The 17,863-nt window shown below is 67.5% G+C and carries 20 protein-coding genes and 1 tRNA gene; 12 read left to right on the top strand and 9 right to left on the bottom strand.

The features are described from left to right. Nucleotides 1-13: 13 nt before the first annotated feature. Genes feoB through IFS44_RS07920 form a run of 3 tightly spaced genes read left to right on the top strand, consistent with a single transcriptional unit; the run spans nt 14 to nt 4,022 of the window. On the top strand, nt 14-1,876 hold the full coding sequence (gene feoB, locus IFS44_RS07910; protein ID WP_031394932.1) for a ferrous iron transporter B: 1,863 nt from the start codon (nt 14-16) through the stop codon (nt 1,874-1,876). 8 nt (nt 1,877-1,884) lie between these two features. Continuing rightward, a complete protein-coding gene (gene ssb, locus IFS44_RS07915; RefSeq protein WP_056406676.1) occupies nt 1,885-2,469 on the top strand; it encodes a single-stranded DNA-binding protein in 585 nt (194 codons plus the stop codon). 5 nt (nt 2,470-2,474) lie between these two features. Further along, nucleotides 2,475-4,022: a sensor histidine kinase gene (locus IFS44_RS07920; RefSeq protein ID WP_342366372.1), complete on the top strand. Its 1,548-nt coding sequence runs from the start codon at nt 2,475-2,477 to the stop codon at nt 4,020-4,022. A 16-nt stretch (nt 4,023-4,038) separates the two neighbouring features. Here IFS44_RS07920 and IFS44_RS07925 read toward each other — a convergent pair whose 3' ends face one another. The 3 genes from IFS44_RS07925 to metX all read right to left on the bottom strand — a co-directional run bounded on the left by IFS44_RS07925 (nt 4,039) and on the right by metX (nt 6,301). Next, the gene (locus IFS44_RS07925) at nt 4,039-4,434 is read right to left on the bottom strand and encodes a response regulator (protein ID WP_192098090.1); all 396 of its coding nucleotides are present in this window, start codon (nt 4,432-4,434) and stop codon (nt 4,039-4,041) included. A 110-nt stretch (nt 4,435-4,544) separates the two neighbouring features. Further along, complete coding sequence (gene metW / locus IFS44_RS07930) at nt 4,545-5,165, bottom strand: methionine biosynthesis protein MetW (protein ID WP_056406672.1); 621 nt, start codon at nt 5,163-5,165, stop codon at nt 4,545-4,547. Then, nucleotides 5,162-6,301 (bottom strand): homoserine O-acetyltransferase MetX, encoded by a 1,140-nt coding sequence (metX, locus tag IFS44_RS07935; protein ID WP_056673248.1) that lies wholly within the window; start codon nt 6,299-6,301, stop codon nt 5,162-5,164. Before metX ends, metW begins: the two co-directional genes overlap by 4 nt. Nucleotides 6,302-6,374: 73 nt before the next feature. Here metX and hisC point away from each other — a divergent pair, with 73 nt between their 5' ends. Together hisC and IFS44_RS07945 are read left to right on the top strand one after the other, a co-directional pair. After that, nucleotides 6,375-7,472 (top strand): histidinol-phosphate transaminase, encoded by a 1,098-nt coding sequence (gene hisC, locus IFS44_RS07940; RefSeq protein ID WP_031439518.1) that lies wholly within the window; start codon nt 6,375-6,377, stop codon nt 7,470-7,472. After that, the gene (locus IFS44_RS07945) at nt 7,472-8,380 is read left to right on the top strand and encodes a prephenate/arogenate dehydrogenase family protein (RefSeq protein WP_192098091.1); all 909 of its coding nucleotides are present in this window, start codon (nt 7,472-7,474) and stop codon (nt 8,378-8,380) included. Before hisC ends, IFS44_RS07945 begins: the two co-directional genes overlap by 1 nt. 16 nt (nt 8,381-8,396) lie before the next feature. Here the strand turns inward: IFS44_RS07945 and IFS44_RS07950 are convergent, their stop codons facing one another. Genes IFS44_RS07950 through ftsE form a run of 4 tightly spaced genes read right to left on the bottom strand, consistent with a single transcriptional unit; the run spans nt 8,397 to nt 11,198 of the window. Then, nucleotides 8,397-9,083, bottom strand: a complete 687-nt coding sequence (locus IFS44_RS07950; protein WP_192098092.1) for a lysophospholipid acyltransferase family protein — start codon at nt 9,081-9,083, stop codon at nt 8,397-8,399. Continuing rightward, entirely contained in the window at nt 9,080-9,616 is a 537-nt protein-coding gene (locus tag IFS44_RS07955; protein WP_031393671.1) for a YdcF family protein, read from the bottom strand. The genes IFS44_RS07950 and IFS44_RS07955 overlap by 4 nt, the downstream gene beginning before the upstream one ends. Beyond that, the gene (locus IFS44_RS07960; RefSeq protein WP_192007869.1) at nt 9,613-10,491 is read right to left on the bottom strand and encodes a cell division protein FtsX; all 879 of its coding nucleotides are present in this window, start codon (nt 10,489-10,491) and stop codon (nt 9,613-9,615) included. The genes IFS44_RS07955 and IFS44_RS07960 overlap by 4 nt, the downstream gene beginning before the upstream one ends. Beyond that, nucleotides 10,488-11,198 carry a cell division ATP-binding protein FtsE gene (gene ftsE, locus IFS44_RS07965; protein ID WP_056406665.1) on the bottom strand — a complete coding sequence of 237 codons (711 nt, stop codon included), beginning with the start codon at nt 11,196-11,198 and terminating at the stop codon, nt 10,488-10,490. The genes IFS44_RS07960 and ftsE overlap by 4 nt, the downstream gene beginning before the upstream one ends. Before the next feature lie 198 nt (nt 11,199-11,396). Here ftsE and IFS44_RS07975 point away from each other — a divergent pair, with 198 nt between their 5' ends. The 3 genes from IFS44_RS07975 to IFS44_RS07985 all read left to right on the top strand — a co-directional run bounded on the left by IFS44_RS07975 (nt 11,397) and on the right by IFS44_RS07985 (nt 12,880). After that, nucleotides 11,397-12,383 carry an MJ0042-type zinc finger domain-containing protein gene (locus IFS44_RS07975; protein ID WP_244650041.1) on the top strand — a complete coding sequence of 329 codons (987 nt, stop codon included), beginning with the start codon at nt 11,397-11,399 and terminating at the stop codon, nt 12,381-12,383. Nucleotides 12,384-12,545: 162 nt separating this feature from the next. Next, nucleotides 12,546-12,632, top strand: a tRNA-Leu gene (locus IFS44_RS07980). A gap of 92 nt (nt 12,633-12,724) precedes the next feature. Further along, nucleotides 12,725-12,880 carry a hypothetical protein gene (locus IFS44_RS07985; RefSeq protein WP_166746558.1) on the top strand — a complete coding sequence of 52 codons (156 nt, stop codon included), beginning with the start codon at nt 12,725-12,727 and terminating at the stop codon, nt 12,878-12,880. On the opposite strand, the gene IFS44_RS07990 is transcribed toward IFS44_RS07985, so the two are convergent. Next, nucleotides 12,877-13,584: a PilZ domain-containing protein gene (locus IFS44_RS07990; RefSeq protein ID WP_192098093.1), complete on the bottom strand. Its 708-nt coding sequence runs from the start codon at nt 13,582-13,584 to the stop codon at nt 12,877-12,879. The two genes, IFS44_RS07985 and IFS44_RS07990, sit on opposite strands and share 4 nt — an antisense overlap. Nucleotides 13,585-13,796: 212 nt before the next feature. Further along, on the bottom strand, nt 13,797-14,264 hold the full coding sequence (locus IFS44_RS07995) for a hypothetical protein (protein ID WP_031395526.1): 468 nt from the start codon (nt 14,262-14,264) through the stop codon (nt 13,797-13,799). Between the two features lie 325 nt (nt 14,265-14,589). Between IFS44_RS07995 and IFS44_RS08000 the strand changes: the two genes are divergently transcribed. From IFS44_RS08000 to IFS44_RS08015, 4 genes are all read left to right on the top strand, one after another. Then, nucleotides 14,590-14,751 (top strand): hypothetical protein, encoded by a 162-nt coding sequence (locus IFS44_RS08000; protein ID WP_156360361.1) that lies wholly within the window; start codon nt 14,590-14,592, stop codon nt 14,749-14,751. Between the two features lie 100 nt (nt 14,752-14,851). Next, a complete protein-coding gene (locus tag IFS44_RS08005; RefSeq protein ID WP_342366373.1) occupies nt 14,852-15,982 on the top strand; it encodes a type III polyketide synthase in 1,131 nt (376 codons plus the stop codon). Beyond that, nucleotides 15,976-16,674 carry a methyltransferase domain-containing protein gene (locus IFS44_RS08010; protein WP_192098095.1) on the top strand — a complete coding sequence of 233 codons (699 nt, stop codon included), beginning with the start codon at nt 15,976-15,978 and terminating at the stop codon, nt 16,672-16,674. Before IFS44_RS08005 ends, IFS44_RS08010 begins: the two co-directional genes overlap by 7 nt. Further along, nucleotides 16,671-17,756: an NAD(P)/FAD-dependent oxidoreductase gene (locus IFS44_RS08015; RefSeq protein WP_342366374.1), complete on the top strand. Its 1,086-nt coding sequence runs from the start codon at nt 16,671-16,673 to the stop codon at nt 17,754-17,756. The genes IFS44_RS08010 and IFS44_RS08015 overlap by 4 nt, the downstream gene beginning before the upstream one ends. The last annotated feature ends 107 nt before the right edge of the window (nt 17,757-17,863 follow it).

A 17,863-nucleotide genomic window follows, 5' to 3' on the forward strand; every position in this document is an offset into this window, starting at 1 on the left:
TCAGCCTGACATTATGAACGCAGCACCGCTGGTCGCGCTGGTCGGCAATCCCAATGCCGGCAAGAGCGCGCTGTTCAATGCGCTGACGGGTGCGCGGCAGAAGGTCGGCAATTATCCAGGCGTGACGGTCGAGCGCAAGGCCGGACGGCTGACGCTCGACGACGGCCGCCCGGTCGAGCTGGTCGACCTTCCCGGCGCCTACAGCCTCGAGCCCTCCTCCCCCGACGAGCGCGTCACGCGCGACGTCGTCACCGGCACGCAGGACGGCGAACGCCTGCCCGACGCGCTGGTCGTGGTCGTCGACGCCGCCAATCTCGATAATCACCTGCGCTTCACGCTCCAGTTGATCGCGCTTGGCCTGCCTGTCGTGGTGGCGCTCAACATGGTCGACCTTGCCGAACGCGACGGGTTGAAACTCGACGCGGCGGTGCTTTCGCGCGAACTCGGCGTACCGGTGATCCCGACCGTCGCGGTCCGCAAACGCGGGCTCGACGCGCTGCGTGCGATCCTGACGCAGACTGTCGTCAATGGTCCGATCCGGCTGCGCAAGTCGGACGGCAGCGTGCAGGACGACATCGTCACCTTGCAGCGGCGCGCGCGCGACATCGCGACGGCCGCCACGCTGTCCGAGACACCGGTACGGCGCTGGACGCACATGCTCGACGGGGTCGCACTGCATCCCATCGCCGGGCCGGTGCTGCTGCTGGCGATCATGTTCCTGATGTTCCAGGCGGTGTTCAGCTGGGCGCAGCCGTTCATGGACCTGATCGACGGCGGCTTCACGGCGCTGCAGGCGTTCATCACGTCGGAGCTTCCCGATTCGCTGCTCCGGTCTCTGCTGGTCGACGGGGTGATCAAGGGCGTCGGCGCTGTGATCGTGTTCCTGCCGCAGATCCTGATCCTGTTCCTCTTCATCCTCGTACTCGAGGCGAGCGGCTACATGGTCCGCGCGGCGTTCCTGATGGACCGCGTGATGGCGAGCGTCGGGCTGTCGGGCCGCGCGTTCATTCCGCTGCTGTCGAGCTTCGCCTGCGCGATCCCCGGGATCATGGCGACGCGGACGATCGACGACGAGAAGGACAGGCTGACGACGATCCTGATCGCGCCGCTGATGACCTGCTCCGCGCGGCTGCCGGTCTATACGCTGATCATCGGCGCCTTCATTCCCAACACGCAGGTGCTGCCGTTCGTCGGCCTTCAGGGTCTGGTGATGCTCGGGCTGTACGTGATGGGGATCGTCGGTGCGTTCGTCGCCGCGCTGGTGCTGCGCCGGACGGTCACCAAGGGCGTGTCGTCGGGCTTCATGATGGAGATGCCGAAATATCAGTGGCCGCAGTGGCGCGACGTCGGCATCGGCCTGTGGAGCCGCGCGCAGATCTTCCTGAAGCGCGCGGGTGGCATCATCCTGATCTCCACCGTCATCCTCTGGGTGATGCTGAGCTTCCCCAAGCCGCCCGAGGGCAGCAAGGTATCGCCGGTCGATTATTCGGCGGCGGGACGGATCGCCAATGGCATCGCCCCGGTGTTCGCGCCGATCGGCTTCAACCGCGACATCGTGCTCGCGCTGATCCCGGCGATGGCCGCGCGCGAGGTTGCGGTTGCGGCGATCGGCACGGTCTATGCGATCGACGATCCCGACAGCAACCAGGGCGGCAAGGCGATGGTCGAGAATCTGCGTGGCCGCTGGACCCTGCCGACCGCGCTCGCCTTCCTGATGTGGTTCGTATTCGCGCCGCAGTGCATCTCGACGATCGCCGTCACGCGTCGCGAGACGAACGGGTGGAAATGGCCGGCGTTCATGGTTGGCTATTTGTTCGCCGCCGCCTACATCATGGCCGGAATCACATATTGGCTGGCGGTGTTCGCCGGCCTCTGAGGGGCATCATGGCAGGCAGCGTCAACAAGGTCATCATCGTCGGCAATCTCGGCCGCGATCCCGAAAGCAAGCAGTTCCAGAACGGCGGCAAGGTCGTCAATCTGCGCATCGCGACGTCCGAGTCCTGGAAGGACAAGATGTCGGGCGAGCGCAAGGAAAAGACCGAATGGCATTCGGTCGCCATCTTCAACGAAGGCCTCGCCAACGTCGCGGAGAAATATCTGCGCAAGGGCTCGAAGGTCTATATCGAGGGCGCGCTCCAGACCCGCAAATGGCAGGACGCGCAGGGTCAGGACAAGTATTCGACCGAGATCGTGCTGCAGGGCTTCAACAGCGTGCTGACGATGCTCGACGGCCCGAATGGCGGCCAGGGCGGCGGCGCAGGCGGTGGCGGTGGTAGCCGCGGCGGTGGCGACGACTGGGCCGGCGGCGGCAACGACTTTGGCGGCGGCTCGTCGGGCGGCGGCGGTTACGGCGGCGGCGGTGGCCGCTCGGCGCCGTCGGGTGGCGGCAGTGGCGGCGGCGCGCGCGGCGGCAGCTTTGGCCAGACCGGCGGGTTCTCGGACGATCTCGACGACGACGTGCCGTTCTAAGCATCGTGACGCCACCCGTTTCGACTCCAGTAGCGCCGAGCGTGTACGACGAGGCGGCGCGATCGCGCGTCATCTCGTCCTACGATGTCGCGGGCGCGCGCATGCAGGGCGAGCTGGACGATATCGTGTCGTTCGCAGCCCGGTTGTGCGATGCGCCGATCGCGCTGCTGAGCCTGGTCGAGGAGGAATATCAGCGGTTCCTCTCACGCAGCGGCACCGATCTCGACCAGACGCCGCGGAGCCAGTCCTTCTGTGCGCATGCGATGCACCATCACGACGTGATGGAAGTGCCCGACGCGCAGGCCGATCCGCGCTTCGTCGACAATGCACTGGTGACCGGTGCCCCGCATGTCCGATTCTACGCGGGCGCACCCTTGGTCTCGAGCGAAGGCGTACCACTCGGCGCGCTGTGCGTGCTGGCGACGACCTCGCGGGCGGGGCTTACGCCGTTCCAGCGCGACGGGCTGACGCTGCTGGCCAAGGCGGCGATGGGGCGGCTCGACGATCGCCGGACCGCGCGCGAACAGGCCTTTGCCGAGGCGCGGGCGCGGCGCACGCTCGAGGCGAGCGATCTGCGGTTCCGGACGCTGGCCGACACGATGCCGCAGATGGTCTGGTCGACGCTGCCCGACGGCTTCCATGATTATTACAATGCGCGCTGGTACGAGTTTACCGGCACGACGCCCGGCACGACCGATGGCGAGGGCTGGAGCGACGTGTTCCACCCCGAGGACCAGGACCGCGCCTGGACGATCTGGCGCCATTCGCTCGCCAGCGGCGAGCCCTATACGATCGAATATCGGCTGCGGCACCGGGACGGCACCTATCGCTGGGTGCTGGGCCGCGCGCTGCCCGTGCGCGACGACCAGGGCGCGATCACGCGCTGGTTCGGGACCTGCACCGACATCCACGAGCAGAAGCTCGCCTATGAAGAGCGCGAGGTGATCAGCCAGGAGCTGAGCCACCGGATCAAGAACATCTTCGCCGTCATCGCCGGACTCATCGCCTTTTCCGCACGCGGCAAACCCGAATTCGCCGGAATCGCGACCGATCTACGCCACCGCATCACCGCGCTGGGCCGTGCACACGACTTCGTCCGCCCGCACAGCACACAGTCGCGTCCGGAAGCCCCGCAGGACAGTCTGAAGGGCCTGCTGGGCGATCTGTTCGAACCCTATCGCCAAGACGGGACGGATCGTCTGGTCGTGATCGGCGACGATGTGCGGATCGACGATCGTTCCGCGACCCCGCTCGCCCTGCTGTTCCACGAGCTCGCGACGAACGCGACGAAATACGGCGCGCTGTCGACCGTCGATGGCCATGTCGCGCTGACGATCGGTCATGACGGGGACGGCGCCACGGGGACGGTCCGCCTGATCTGGCGCGAGCAGGGTGGTCCGCCGATCGCACACCCGACGAGCCATAAGGGTTTTGGCAGTCAGCTGATCGAAATGAGTGCGGTTCGCCAGTTGGGCGGCACGGTGCGGCGCGACTGGCGTCCCGAGGGGCTGTGCGTCGAGATCGGGGTCCCCCTCCCCTCCTTCTGCCGCTGACCGCGCGGCCTCCCCGTCAGTTCCCGCGCCGCCGGATCTGGATCAGGTCGCTGCCGCCGCGTAGCGCCTGACCCGTGGTCGCCAGTTCGGCGGCGGCAAGGATCGCGGCATCGTTGAACGGCTTGCGGATATAGCCGAGGCAATCGGCGTCGCCGATCTGGCTGGGATTGGCGGTGACGAAGACGACCTTCACGCCGTGATCACGCGCGATCGTTTCCGCAATCGACGGACCGGTCGGACCGTCGCGCAGATTGACGTCGACAAAGGCGAAGTCGCATCCGGCCGCGGCGATGAGCGCGGTCTCCCGGTCCGCCGCGATCGCCACGACGTGATATCCGGCGTCGATCAGGATCCTTTCGAGATCCAGCGCGACGAAGATTTCATCTTCAACGATCATGGCGGTCTTGGTCATTGTCGTGGCAACCGTTGGCCGGGCTATCCGTTCCTTCGGTTTATTGATTTGAATCAAGAACGTGTAGCGAATTGAAACAAATAACCTGTGTTACCGGGGGAGCGCCCGGGTCATGCCCCCGGTTCGCCCCGCAACAGGAATACGGCGTGCTCGGCGAGCAGGTTGGCGGCGGCCGACGTCGTCTGCTTGTCGCCCGACAGGAACCAGGCGCCCTCGACGATCACACCGCGCTGCCGGAGGAACGCCCGGAAGTCGTCGATCGTGACGTGATGGATGTTGGGGGTGTCGTACCAGCTTTCGGGCAATTGCCGCGTGACCGGCATCCGCCCGCCCCACAGCAGCGACAGCCGCACACGCCAATGCGCGAAGTTGGGAAAGCTGACAAAGGCGCGCCGACCGATCCGCAGCAGATGGTCGAGCACCAGGTCGGGCGCGCGCGCGGTCTGCAATGTCTGGCTGAGGATCGCATAGTCGAAGCTGGCATCGGGATAGCCCTGCAGGTCGACATCGGCGTCGCCCTGGATCACTGACAGGCCGCGGCCTACCGCGGCCGCAACGTTGCCCGGATCGATCTCCAGCCCGCGCGCATCGACACCGCGCTCGTCGCGAAGCGCCGCCATCAGCGCCCCGTCGCCGCATCCGACGTCGAGCACGCGCGACCCACGGGCCACGTGATGCGCGATGATCCCCAGGTCGGCGCGCAGGGTCTCCTGCGGCGTCGGGGTGCTCATGCCCCTGCCCTTAGAAATCCGTCGACGACGCGGTTGAGCTCGGGCGCCTCGAGCAGGAACGCGTCATGGCCGTACGGGCTGCTGAGTTCGACGAAGCTGACCGGGGCGCCTGCGGCATTGAGCGCCTGGACGATGCTGCGCGATTCCGCGGTCGGATAGAGCCAGTCGGTATCGAAGCTGACGAGGCAGAATCGCGCCCTGGTCGCGCGGAAGGCATTGGCGAGCAGCCCGCCATGCTCCTCCGCGAGATCGAAATAGTCCATCGCGCGGGTGATATAGAGATAGGAATTGGCGTCGAACCGGTCGGTGAAGGCGAGCCCCTGATGCCGCAGATAGCTCTCGACCTGGAAATCGGCGTCAAAACCGAACGACTTGGCATCGCGCGCCTGCAGCCGCCGCCCGAACTTCTCGGTCAGCCCGGCTTCCGACAAATAGGTGATGTGCGCCGCCATCCGCGCGACCGCGAGCCCCGCGGTCGGCGCGGACTCGTCGTGATAATCGCCGCCGCGCCAGTTCGGATCGGCCATCACCGCCTGGCGGCCAACCTCGTGAAAGGCGATGTTCTGCGCGGTGTGGCGCGCGGTCGATGCGATCACGACACAGGCGCGGACCCGGTCGGGGAAGGTCGCGGGCCAGCTCAGCGCCTGCATCCCGCCCATCGATCCGCCGACCACCGCCTGCAGCACGTCGATGCCGAGATGGTCGAGCAGCATTGCCTGTGCGCGGACCATGTCGCGGATCGTGATGACCGGAAACCCCATCGCCCAGGCGCGCCCAGTCGCGGGGTTGATCGTCGCAGGCCCCGACGAGCCCATGCAACTGCCGAGCACATTGGCGCAGACGATGAAATGCCGCGCGGGATCGATCGGTCGCCCCTCACCGACCATCCGCGTCCACCAGCCGGGCTTGCCGGTCCGCGGATGCGTCGAGGCGACATGCTGATCACCGGTCAGCGCATGACAGATCAGGACCGCGTTCGAGGCGTCGGCATTCAGCGTGCCATAGGTTTCATAGGCAATGTCGACCGGCGACAGCAGGACGCCGCCATCGAGCCGCAAGGGTCCCGGCAAGGTCACGCGACGCGCCAGGCCGAAGCGCGCGTCGGTCGTCCGGTCGGGATCAATCGTGTCGAGCATGACGCGTCCGCTACCACAACCATTTGCCACTGCGCCACACCGACCGCTATGCCCTGCGGCCATGACAAACATCATGCCCGCACCCACGCCGAAGCCCTGGATCCTGGGGATCGCGCCGTACACGCCCGGTCGCTCGACGACCGATGATGGCCGCACGGTGATCAAGCTGTCGTCGAACGAGAACCCGCTTGGGACGAGCCCAGCGGCCAAGGCCGCGTTCGACGGCGCGGATCACACGCTCGAACGCTATCCCGACGCCAGCGCGACCGCGCTGCGCGAGGCACTGGCGGCGCATTACGACCTGGATCCGGCACGCGTGATCTATGGCACCGGATCGGACGAGATCCTGCATCTGGTCGCGGGCGCCTATGCGGGCCCCGGCGACGAGATCATCCATGTCCGCTACGGCTTTGCGGTCTACGAAATCGCGACGCGGCGCGTCGGTGCCGAGCCGGTCGTCGTCGACGACCGCGACTATGCGACCGATGTCGATGCGATCCTCGCCGCGGTCACCGAACGCACCCGCGTCGTGTTCGTCGCCAACCCGAACAACCCGACCGGCACGTTCACGCCGCGCGCCGAGATCGCCCGGTTGCACGCCGGCCTGCCGCGCTCGGTGCTGCTCGTCCTCGACCAGGCCTATGCCGAATATCTCAGCCCCGAGGAGGATGATGCCGGCCTCGCGCTGGCGATGACCGAGGCGAACGTGCTCGTCACGCGGACCTTCTCGAAGATCCACGGCCTTGCCGCGGAGCGGATCGGCTGGGGCTATGCCTGCGCGCCGATCATCGATGCGATGCACCGCATCCGCGCGCCCTTCAACGTCACGACGGCGGGCCAGGCGGCGGCCGTCGCGGCGCTGGCGGATACCGGCTTTGTCGATGCGACTCGCGCGCACAACGACCGCTGGCGCGGCTGGTTCGTCGAGCAGGTCGCGCAGATGGGTAATGCCGGCCTGCGCTGCGTACCCTCCAAGGCGAATTTCGTGCTCGTCCTGTTCGAAGGTCAGCTGACCGCCGACGCGGCCTATCACGGGCTGATGGAGGCGGGGTATATCGTCCGCTGGCTGCCCGGACAGGGCCTTCCCAATGCGTTGCGCATCACGATCGGCACCGAGGATGAGACGCGCGGCGTGATCGCGGCGTTGCGCGCGCTGGTCGAGCGGGGCTGATGCTGCCGTTCGCACGCGTCACGATTTTGGGACTGGGGCTGATCGGGTCGTCGATCGCGCGCGGCGTGCTGCAGGCGATGCCGACGGTGCGGCTCACCGGCTATGACGTCGATCCCGCGGTGCGTGCGACCGCGGACCGGCTGGAGTTGTGCCACGACATCGCCGACACCGCGGGCAGTGCGGTGATCGACGCCGATCTGGTGATCCTGTGCGTCCCCGTCGGCGCGATGGCGGCGGTCGCGGCGGAGTTTGCCGCGGACCTGCCCGCCGAGGCGATCGTCAGCGATGTCGGCAGCAGCAAGACCGAGGTCGCACGCGTGCTGGCGGAGGCGCTGCCGGGCGCGACCGTGATCCCCGCGCATCCGGTCGCTGGCACCGAACGCAGCGGGCCCGAGGCGGGGTTCGCGACACTGTTCAACCATCGCTGGTGCATCGTCACGCCCCCCGAGGGCGCCGATCCGGCTGTGGTCGAGCGGGTCGCCGAATTCTGGCGGCGGCTGGGCGCGCAGATCGAGTTCATGGCCCCCGATCATCACGACCGGGTGCTGGCGATCACCAGCCATCTGCCCCATCTGATCGCCTACACGATCGTCGGCACCGCGAGCGATCTGGAAGAGGTCACCCAGTCCGAGGTGATCAAATATTCGGCGGGCGGCTTTCGCGACTTCACGCGTATCGCCGCGTCGGATCCGACGATGTGGCGCGACGTGTTCCTGACCAACCGCGAGGCGGTCCTCGACATGCTGCAGCGTTTTTCGGAGGATCTGAGCGTGCTGCAACGCGCCATCCGCTGGGGCAAGGGCGACGAGCTGTTCGACCTGTTCACGCGCACGCGCGCGGTGCGCCGGTCGATCGTCGAACAGGGTCAGGACGACGACGCCGCCGATTTCGGCCGCACGCACGACTGACCCCGTTTGAGCGGCGTCAGCCGTCGAGCGCGTTCATCGCCGCATGGACGCGCGCCTCGGCCTCCTCGCGCTTGAGACCGGCGGGGACGACCTCGCCGAAGCGGAAGGTGATGACGCCCGCCCGCTTGGGCCCCTTGCGCGGCCAGACGGTGCCGCTGTCGCAGGCGATCGGGACCGTCGGCATGCCGAGCGCGCGGTAGAGGCCGGCAAAACCCGGCTTGAGCGGGGGATGCTCGCCCGGCGCGACCCGGGTGCCTTCGGGGAAGATCAGGACCGAGCGCCCGGTCGCCTTGGCCGCGATCGCCTCGCGCATCATGTTGCGCAGCGCCTTGGCCGACGCGTCGCGGTCGACGACGATCGCACCATAGCGCCGCGCCGCCCAGCCCCAGGCGGGGATGTCCGCCAGTTCGCGCTTCAGGACGATCGCCGGCCCGTCGAGCAGCGCCTGAAGCTCGAGTGTTTCGAACATCGCCTGGTGCTTGCACGCGTAGAAAGCGGCGCCGGCGGGTCGCGTCCCCTCGATCCGGATCCGGATGCCGAGGATCCAGCGCGTCGCCCAGCGGTGGAACCGCGTCCACACCGTCGAATGGGCGATCACCGCGCGCGACCCGAACAGTGCGCTGATCGGCACGGTCAGCACGATCGGCGCCGAAATACTGTAAAAGACGATCATGAAGACGATCGTTCGTAACCAGGCGATCATGCGCCAAATCCTATCCACAGTGCGATCCGTCGCAGAATCAGCTTGTTATATTCGTTGACCAGCGTCCCGAGCCGCGGGGTGCCGGGGACGCCGTCGCCGAGCACCAGCACCCTCGGCCCGAGCACTGCGGCAAGCTCCATCTTGGCGCGCGGGACATGCCAGTCCGAGGTGACGAGACGCACGGTACGATAGTCGTGCGTCTTGACCCAGCGCGCGGTTTCCTCGGCATTCGACCGCGTATCCACCGCATCCGCGCCGAGATCGACGCAACAGGCGAAGACGCTGGGCGAGGTGCGATATTCGAGTGCGAGGTCGATCGGGCGGACGCCCGGCGCGACTCCGGTCACGAGCATCCGCTTCGCCTGGCGGTCGCGCAGCAGCGCCAGACCGCGATCGATCCGCCCTGCCCCGCCGGTCGGCACGACGATCGCATCGGTGGTCGAGCCATTGAGCGGTGGCGGCAGGAGCAGCATGAACGCCGCGAACCCCAGCGCCCAGACGAGCACACCGACACCCAGAAGGCGGACGATCACAAGGTCGTCCTCATCGCGCGCACGATCGTCGCGCGCGCGGCGACCATCGCCAGCACGATAAACCCGATCGGCATCGCGCCCAGCGTGGCCCAGTCGGTCGAGGACAACCGCCCCCCGTCGAGCAGTTCGGAGCCCAGCCCCTGCAACCGGGTCATGATCAGCAAAATGACGGCGATCGCGACGCCGGCACCGGCCACGCCGCCGATCGCGGCGTCGATCGCCACCCGACGCTGGAAAAGACGCGCGACCTGCAGGTCGGTCGACCCCAGCATGTGCATGACCTCGATCGTCGCGCGGTGCGTTTCAAGTCCCGCGCGCGCCGCCAGCACGACCACCGCTGCGGTCGCGCCGGCCATCAGCAGGACGATGCCGAGCGCGAGCAGCGTCAGCGATCGCATCACACCGCTGACGGGCGACATCCAGGTTTCGTGCCGGTCGACGCGCGCGGTCGGCGCGACGCCGCGAACCGCGCGCGCGACTGAGGCGACCGCGGCATCGTCCTGGCCGCCCAGATCGACGTCGATCATCGCCGGCACGGGCAGCCCCGGATCGGCGCCGTCGCTGCCAAGCCAGGGTCGCAACAGCCGCGTCAGCTCGGCGCGATCGACCGCGGCGACGCGGGTCACTTCCGGCAGCGTCCGCAGCGTCGCGAGGACGCGGGCGGCACTGGCATCACGCCGAACCGGGTCGCCGTCGATGATCTGGACCGTCAATCGCCCCGCCAGCTGACGATCGAGCGCGCGGGCGGCACCCGCAGTCCCCAGCCCGAGTGCGGCGGCGAGCATGGTGAGGAACAGCATGATCGCCATGACCCAGGTCATGGCACGGACGCCGCCAGCCTCGTCGAGCACGCGACGTTCGGATGCGCGGCTCATGGCTCGGCCCGGGGCGATGGGGGGTACTGCAACGACCCGGTCGGATCGAGCAACCGGCCGTGATCCAGCCGCATCATCTGCGCGGTCGGAATCCGGTTGAGAAGGTGCAGATCATGCGTCGCGACCACCACCGTCGTGCCGAGCTTGTTGAGCGATTCGAACAGATGCAGCAGCCGCTCGGCCATGTCGGGATCGACATTGCCGGTCGGCTCGTCCGCCACGAGCATCTCGGGCCGGGCGATCACCGCGCGGGCGATCGCGACGCGTTGCTGCTCACCACCCGACAGCGTCGCCGGTCGCGCCTCGGCGCGTTCGGTCAGGCCGACCCAGGCGAGCATCTCCTCGACAGGTTGGCGGAGGTCCGCCTCGGGCATCCCCGCGACGCGCAACGGCAGAGCGATATTGTCCCAGGTCGACAGATGCGGGACGAGCCGGAAATCCTGGAACACCACGCCAATGCGGCGGCGGAACCCCGGCATCCGGTCACGCGGGAGCAGCACGGCATCCTCGCCGAACAGCCGGATCACGCCGCGGCTCGGGCGCTGGGCGAGATAGAGCAGCCGGAGCAGCGACGTCTTGCCCGCACCGCTCGCGCCGGTCAGAAAGTAGAAGGCGCCGCTGCGCAGCGTGAACGAGATGTCGGACAGCGTTTCCGCGCCGGTATCGTAGCGCAAGCCAACATTTTCGAACTGCACGATATTCGCCATGAAATTGGTCGCGCCCGCCCGAGTTCGCCTGTGCCGTGAGCCTCGCTTTCGCATGAAAGCGCGCGCGGCTTCAAGCTGGCGGCCATCTGCAGCGCGGCAGACAGCATCCGGGCGCATGATGCTTGCCACGAGCGGGGGCCACGTGCTTAGTTTGACCGCGAACGGCCCCGTCCCGCGGCCCGCAGTGAATCGTGCCCGATGATCCTCCAATGCCCCGAGTGCAGCACACGCTATCTGGTCCCCGACAGCGCGATCGGCACCGAAGGTCGGACCGTGCGCTGTGCCAATTGCCGCCACAGCTGGTTCCAGGCCGCGACGGACGTCACGGCGCCAGACGCGCCAGCCGCCGCGGAGGCAATGCCTGCGGCCCCGCTCGGCTTCGCGCCCGCGCCGCCGTTCGGCGCGGCGTTCGACGCCGAGCCCGCCGCGCCCCCGGTCTGGCCCAATCCGGCGTGGCCCAATCCGTCCTCGCCCACCCCGTCCGGGGTTCCGATGTCTTCGCCGCCTTCGGCTGCGCAGACCGCCGACGATCTGCCGCCGCCGATCATCCGACCCTTTGCGCCATTGGTCGCCGCGCCGGCTGCCCCGCCCGCTGCCGCACCGGATGTCGAAGATATGCAGGCCGTGCCGCCTGCGGCTGCGACGACCGTGTCCACCACGACCACCGACAGCGCCGCTCCGTCCTCCTATGCGGGAAGCCGGAGCGACGCCGATTCCTATGATGCATTCGCACATGCCCCGCCGTTCCGCGCACGGCGCAACACCACCCGGCTGTGGACGATCGGTGCGGTGGCGGCTGGGCTTCTGATGCTGCTGGGCGTCGCTGCGATCCTCTATGTCGGCGCGCCTGGCCTGGCGACGCAGCTGGGGCTGGTAACGGGCGCGGACGAGACACCGCTGCGACTGCGCGACAATCCGATCGAGCGCCGTGAACTGGACAACGGATCCGAGCTGTTCGCGGTCAGCGGCCAGGTCACCAACCCCTCCGATTCGACGCAGCGTGTGCCCGACATCCGCGCCGAGCTGCGCGATGCGCAGGGCCGGATCGTGTATAGCTGGACGATCACTCCGCAAAAGCGGACGCTGACACCCGGCGCCGCGATCGATTTCAACTCCGCCAAGCTCGACGTGCCGTCGAATTCGAAACGGCTCGAACTGAGCTTTGCGGGCGAAAACGCCTCCTGATCCGGTCTCCCCGCCCCGACGCGGTGGCGGCATAGGGCCCTGCGACATGATTTTCTCGCAGCGGCGCGCATTCGATGGCGAAAGGGCGTTGCGGGATCGCAAAAGCCTTGCTAGTGGCACCGGCCTACCAGCTAGCCGGCTTGTCCGGTCAGTGTTTCACGTGCGGCCGTGGCGGAACTGGTAGACGCGCAACGTTGAGGTCGTTGTGGGCGAAAGCCCGTGGAAGTTCGAGTCTTCTCGGCCGCACCACTTTTCTCGTTTCTACCGACCCGGATCAGGACCACCCCCATGGGGGACATGACGGTCCGTCGTGCGGGATCCTGTCAAAGCGGAGCACGGCGATGGCCGATTCGATCGACGACCAGATCATCGAAACGCCCGATGGCCCGATGACGTTCGCGCAGTGGAAGAAGAAGCACCCCGTGCAGCTCCCGTCGCGCCGCACCAAGGGCAAGAAGCTTCCCAACAAGGTGAAGTTGACGACCGACGAGGTTTAGTCGCCGGTCGTCGTTGCCAGGCCCCTGGGAGGGGGGATGGGGACCTGACAATCGGGGTTTGACTCCAGCACCCGGGACAAAGTCACGAGCGATAGCGGCGCAACGAAGCGAAGCCCGAATCGGTTGCCACGTCGCCAGCAGATTGCCGCAAAAATCGCGAGTCCGCCGGGATCGACGACGAGCTGGGCCGCCTGCCCCTGTGAGAAATGCTCGCAGAGCGACGGCGCAACCTCGAGTTTCGCGCCGCCGGTCGAGATGTCGACCAGCTTTGCAGCATACCAGTACCCCTGAACATTCAGCCTGACTGGTGCCGAAACCACGAATCGTGGCGATCGGGCGATCATCCCGGCGGCGTCGCGCGTCGCGAAGACGGGGTCGATCACATGCGGCTCGTCAAAATCGACCCCTGCGTGAAACCCGTCGACCCAGCGGACGGTGGCGCGAAGCAACGGCATGCCCCGCACCTTGATCTCAAGCGTCTCACCAAGCGCTGGCAGCGTGGTGAAGCGCGCCTTCAGACCGACGGTCGAAATGTCATGGACGAGACAGATCGAGCCGCGGTCGGCATGCATGACCCGGCCGATCAGCAGGACGGTCGCATGGCGTCGACCGGCACGCCGGTCGCGGTCCGCGGGCCGGCGCAGATCTGCTCCGCTCCCGCCGTCACCGCCGGTTGCGTCTTCCTCGTCAGGCCCGGAGAGCACGCGCCGTCTCCCCGCCGCCATGCGATCGGGAGGCGCGACGCGCGATCAGCACGCACCGCCCTGTCGGTGCGCGATAGCGCCATCTGGTGCCTGAGCCTGGTCTGCCTTGCCGCACATTTGATATCCCCGAACGGTGTCGGCGAACCGTGCTAGGCGCGGCTTAACTAATTACTACAAAACCGAAATTACTGTAATACCGTGCTGAATGCCGGTCAGCGTCGGGCAATCGCGGTGAGGTAGCCGGCGACCGCGTCATAGCCGGCTGCGCTCAGCGAGATTTCGATGCGACGCCGATCGGTCGGGTCGTTGACGCGGTCGATCAGCTTCAGCTTGTGGAGGTGCTCGATCCAGCGTTGCGACGTGGTGACCGGTGCATCCGCCATCGCGACCAGCGCCTTGACGTTGGTCGGCCGGTGATCGCGGTGCGAAACGAACAGTGCGACGAGCATGTCCCAGGCCGGCTCGTGAAACAATTCGCCCGGCAGGAAGCGACGGCGCAGTTTACGATGCGCCAGAATCTCCTTGGCCCGGGCGACGAGCATCTCCTCGCTGATCGGGCTCGTCGCATCCTCGGCCCGCTGGTCGACGACCCGCGATGCCCGCGCCGTGAACTCCTCGCTGACGGCGGCCAGCCTCGATCCCAGATCCTTGATCAAGTCGGCAACGGATTCGTCTTTCACCACATGCTCCCGGTCGCCCACAGGGTCTTAAGCCCATAATGACCCAAATATGGCGGCACGCCGGCATAATGGTCAACATCATTCAGCTATCTGTTTTACCGCTCTATTCTTTTAGGCACACGCGATAGTCTCGGAACTTTCTTAAGATATGCAAAATGGGTTGAAATCTGTTCAGTTTGGTTGTGATTGGTGGCTTGCCCCGTGTGGGTTTTTGGGCTGCAACAGGTAGAATTTTGTACCAATGTGAAACCAATATAAGGTTTGAGCAATTTTGCCCGCGTCCGGCATGATCCTCCGGCTCGGACAGCCTCCTCGGAGATACGCGATGAATGCTGCACGCACCTATGAGCTTCTGCAGGAAGCCTGTCGCGCGCTCGAACAGGCGGGCGATCATGCGATTGCGGCCTATGTCGGTGTCAGCATGGCGATGGTCGAGGAGAAATACCTGGTCGGGCACGACCATCTTGACCCGATCGATCAGGACTGAGGCCGGCGCGGTTCCGCATGCCAAGGGCTTGTTATAGCCGCATGTCGGGCCGATGTCCGGACGTCACGCGTTGGCCGTATCAACCGTGCGAAAGGATGTCGTGCCCGCTCCCCTGCCTGCCTATCTGAACGCGATCGGGACTGCGGTCCCCGGCCATGACATTCACGAGGCCTTTATCCGCTGGGCACGCGACCGGGTCGATGCCCGTTCGGCCAGGCTGTTCGATCGGATGGCGGGTCGATCGGGTATCGCGCACCGCTGGTCGGTGCTGCCGCCGACAAAGGCCATCGCGGTCGCGGACGGCGTCGACAGCGGCGACACGCAGCGGCTGCATGCCGGATCTCCGGTCGACCCCGGCGGCTTTTACGCGATCGATCCGCATCCCGGCACCGCCGAGCGGATGGCCATCTATGCCGACGCCGCACCCGGTCTTGCCCTCGAGGCGATTGCCGCGCTTCAGGAAACGATCGCGCTCGGCACGATAACGCATCTGGTGGTGGCGAGCTGCACCGGGTTCGTCGCGCCCGGCATCGACCAGATCATCGCCCGCAAGCTCGCGCTGCCCGCGACGGTCGAGCGGCTGCTGATCGGGTTCATGGGATGCTATGCCGCGGTCGTCGCGCTCCGCAGCGCGCGGCATATCGTCCGGTCAGAGCCCGGTGCACGCGTCCTGGTCGTCACCGTCGAATTGTCCACGCTGCACCTGCAGGCGGTGTCCGAGATCGAGCCGCTGCTGGCGATGCTCCAGTTCGGCGACGGTGCCGCCGCGGCGCTGGTGACCAGCGATCCGAGCGGATTCGAGCTCGAAGCGCCGTTCGCCACCGCATTGCCCGACAGCGAGGCGCTGATCCGCTGGGACATCACCGACCAGGGCTTTGCGATGCACCTGTCCGGAGAAGTACCGGGGCGGATCGCGCAGGCGCTCGCCGATCCCGCCTTCCGCGCCGCCGCGAGCGGCGGGCGCCCCGCGGATACGGTCGACGGATGGGCGGTCCATGCCGGCGGGCGATCGATCCTCGATGCGGTCGAGCATGCCCTGACGCTCCCGGCGGATGCACTCGACGCGTCGCGCGCGGTGCTGTCGGCGAACGGCAACATGTCGTCGGCGACGCTGATGTTCGTGCTGCAGCGGTTGCTCGCCGGGCCGGACATCGCGCGCGGCGTCGCGCTGGCGTTTGGCCCGGGTCTCGCAGCCGAGGGTATCGGCTTCCGAAGCGCACCGCGATGCTGACGACGCGAGCGCAGGCCGAGGAACTGATGGACGCCGACGACCTGGCGCCCGAAACCTATGCCGCAGTGGTCGCCGATCTGGCGAAGGTGAATGTCGTGACGATGGCGGCGCGTCCCACGCTTGCCTTTCTGAAGCGGGTCATCGCGGGGCGGATGCGGCTGAGGCTGCTCGATGTCGGGTTCGGCGATGGCGACATGCTGCGGACGATCGAGCGCTGGGCCCGCAGGCGCGGTGTGGAGACCGAACTGGTCGGGGTCGACCTCAATCCCCGCAGCGAACAGGCCGCGCGCATGCATACGGACGCGGGATCGACGATCCGCTATGTCACGGGGGATTACGCCGATCTCGCCGGTGAGACGGCGGGGGAACCCCGCTGGGACGCGATCGTCAGCAGCCTGGTCGCGCATCATATGAGCCATGCCCAACTGATCGCCTTCCTTCGGTTCATGGACACGCATGCGCGGTGCTGGCTGATCAACGATCTGCATCGCCACGGGTTTGCGCATCGCGGATTTCCGATTCTGGCACGGCTCGCGCGCTGGCATCCGATCGTGCGTCACGACGGGACGCTGTCGATCGCGCGGTCGTACCGGCCGGATGAATGGCCGGCGATCCTCGACGAGGCGGGGATCCGCGGTGCGCGCGTGTTCCGGGCGTTCCCGTTCCGGCTGTGCGTCGAACGGCTGCGGTGACCGCGACGCGCGCGCTGATCGTCGGCGGCGGGCCGGCAGGGGCGGCGGTCGCGATCGAGCTTGCACGCGCGGGCCTGCCGCATCTGTTGATCGAGCGTAGCCGCGAGACGGGCGACGCCTTGTGCGGCGGGTTCCTCAGCTGGCGGACGCTCGACACGCTGGCACGGCTCGGGATCGATCCGGATCAACTCAGCCCAGCGCGAACGACGACCGTCCGGATCTTCGCCGGTAGCCGCGTCGCGCATGCCGCGCTGCCAAGGCCTGCACTATCGGTATCGCGACGGCGACTCGACACCGTTCTGCTCGCCGCCGCGGTGGCGCAGGGCGCAGCGGTCGAACGCGGGGTGACCGTCCGGGCGATCGAAGACGGCCAGGTGCGGACCGCCGATGGCGCGGTGATCGCCGCACCCGCGCTGTTCCTGGCGAACGGCAAGTCGGACGTTCGCGGGACCGCGCGGCCGGCAAGCGCCCGCGGCGCCGATCCGACGCTGGGGATACGCGTCCGCATCGTGCCCCCGCCAGCGATGGCCCGCGCGCTGGCGGGGCAGATCGACCTGTATCTCTTCGACCGGGGCTATGCCGGGCTTGCGATGCAGGAGGATGGCAGCGCGAATCTGTGCATGGCAGTACATCGCTCGCGGTTGCAGGAGGCGGGAACGCCGGCGGATCTGCTCGCCGAGCTCGGCCGAGCGATGCCTGTGCTCGGCGAATGGGTCGCGGCGATCGCGCCGGATGCGACGATCGATGCGATTGCCAACGTCCCCTATGGCTGGCGCCAGACGACGGGGCAGGCGGGGCAGTACCGACTGGGCGACCAGGCGGGGGTGATCCCGTCACTGGCCGGCGAGGGCATGGGCATCGCGCTGGCCAGCGGACTCGCCGCCGCGCGAGCCTATCGCACCGACGGGGCAGGGGGGGCAGCGGCATGGCAGCAGCAGCTGGCGCGGACGCTCGCGCGGCCGATCGGGGTGGCGGGCGCGGTGCGTCGGGTGGCCGAAAGCCGCGGTGCAGCCCGGCTTATCCCCTTCGCGCATCCCGTACTGATCCGGATGCTCGCGCAGGCGACGCGGATCGGTGCGTGACGCGCCGTCGCGCGGCGATGAATACTGTCGATGAAACGCCGGGCGGAGTGCGCGTCCCGCGGGCGCACGCGCGAACCGCTTGTCGGCGCCGCGGTTAAGGCGTATTT

Origin of the sequence: Sphingomonas sp. CFBP 13706, from assembly GCF_014842355.1 — a bacterium.
Taxonomy (GTDB): Bacteria; Pseudomonadota; Alphaproteobacteria; order Sphingomonadales; family Sphingomonadaceae; genus Sphingomonas; species Sphingomonas aerolata.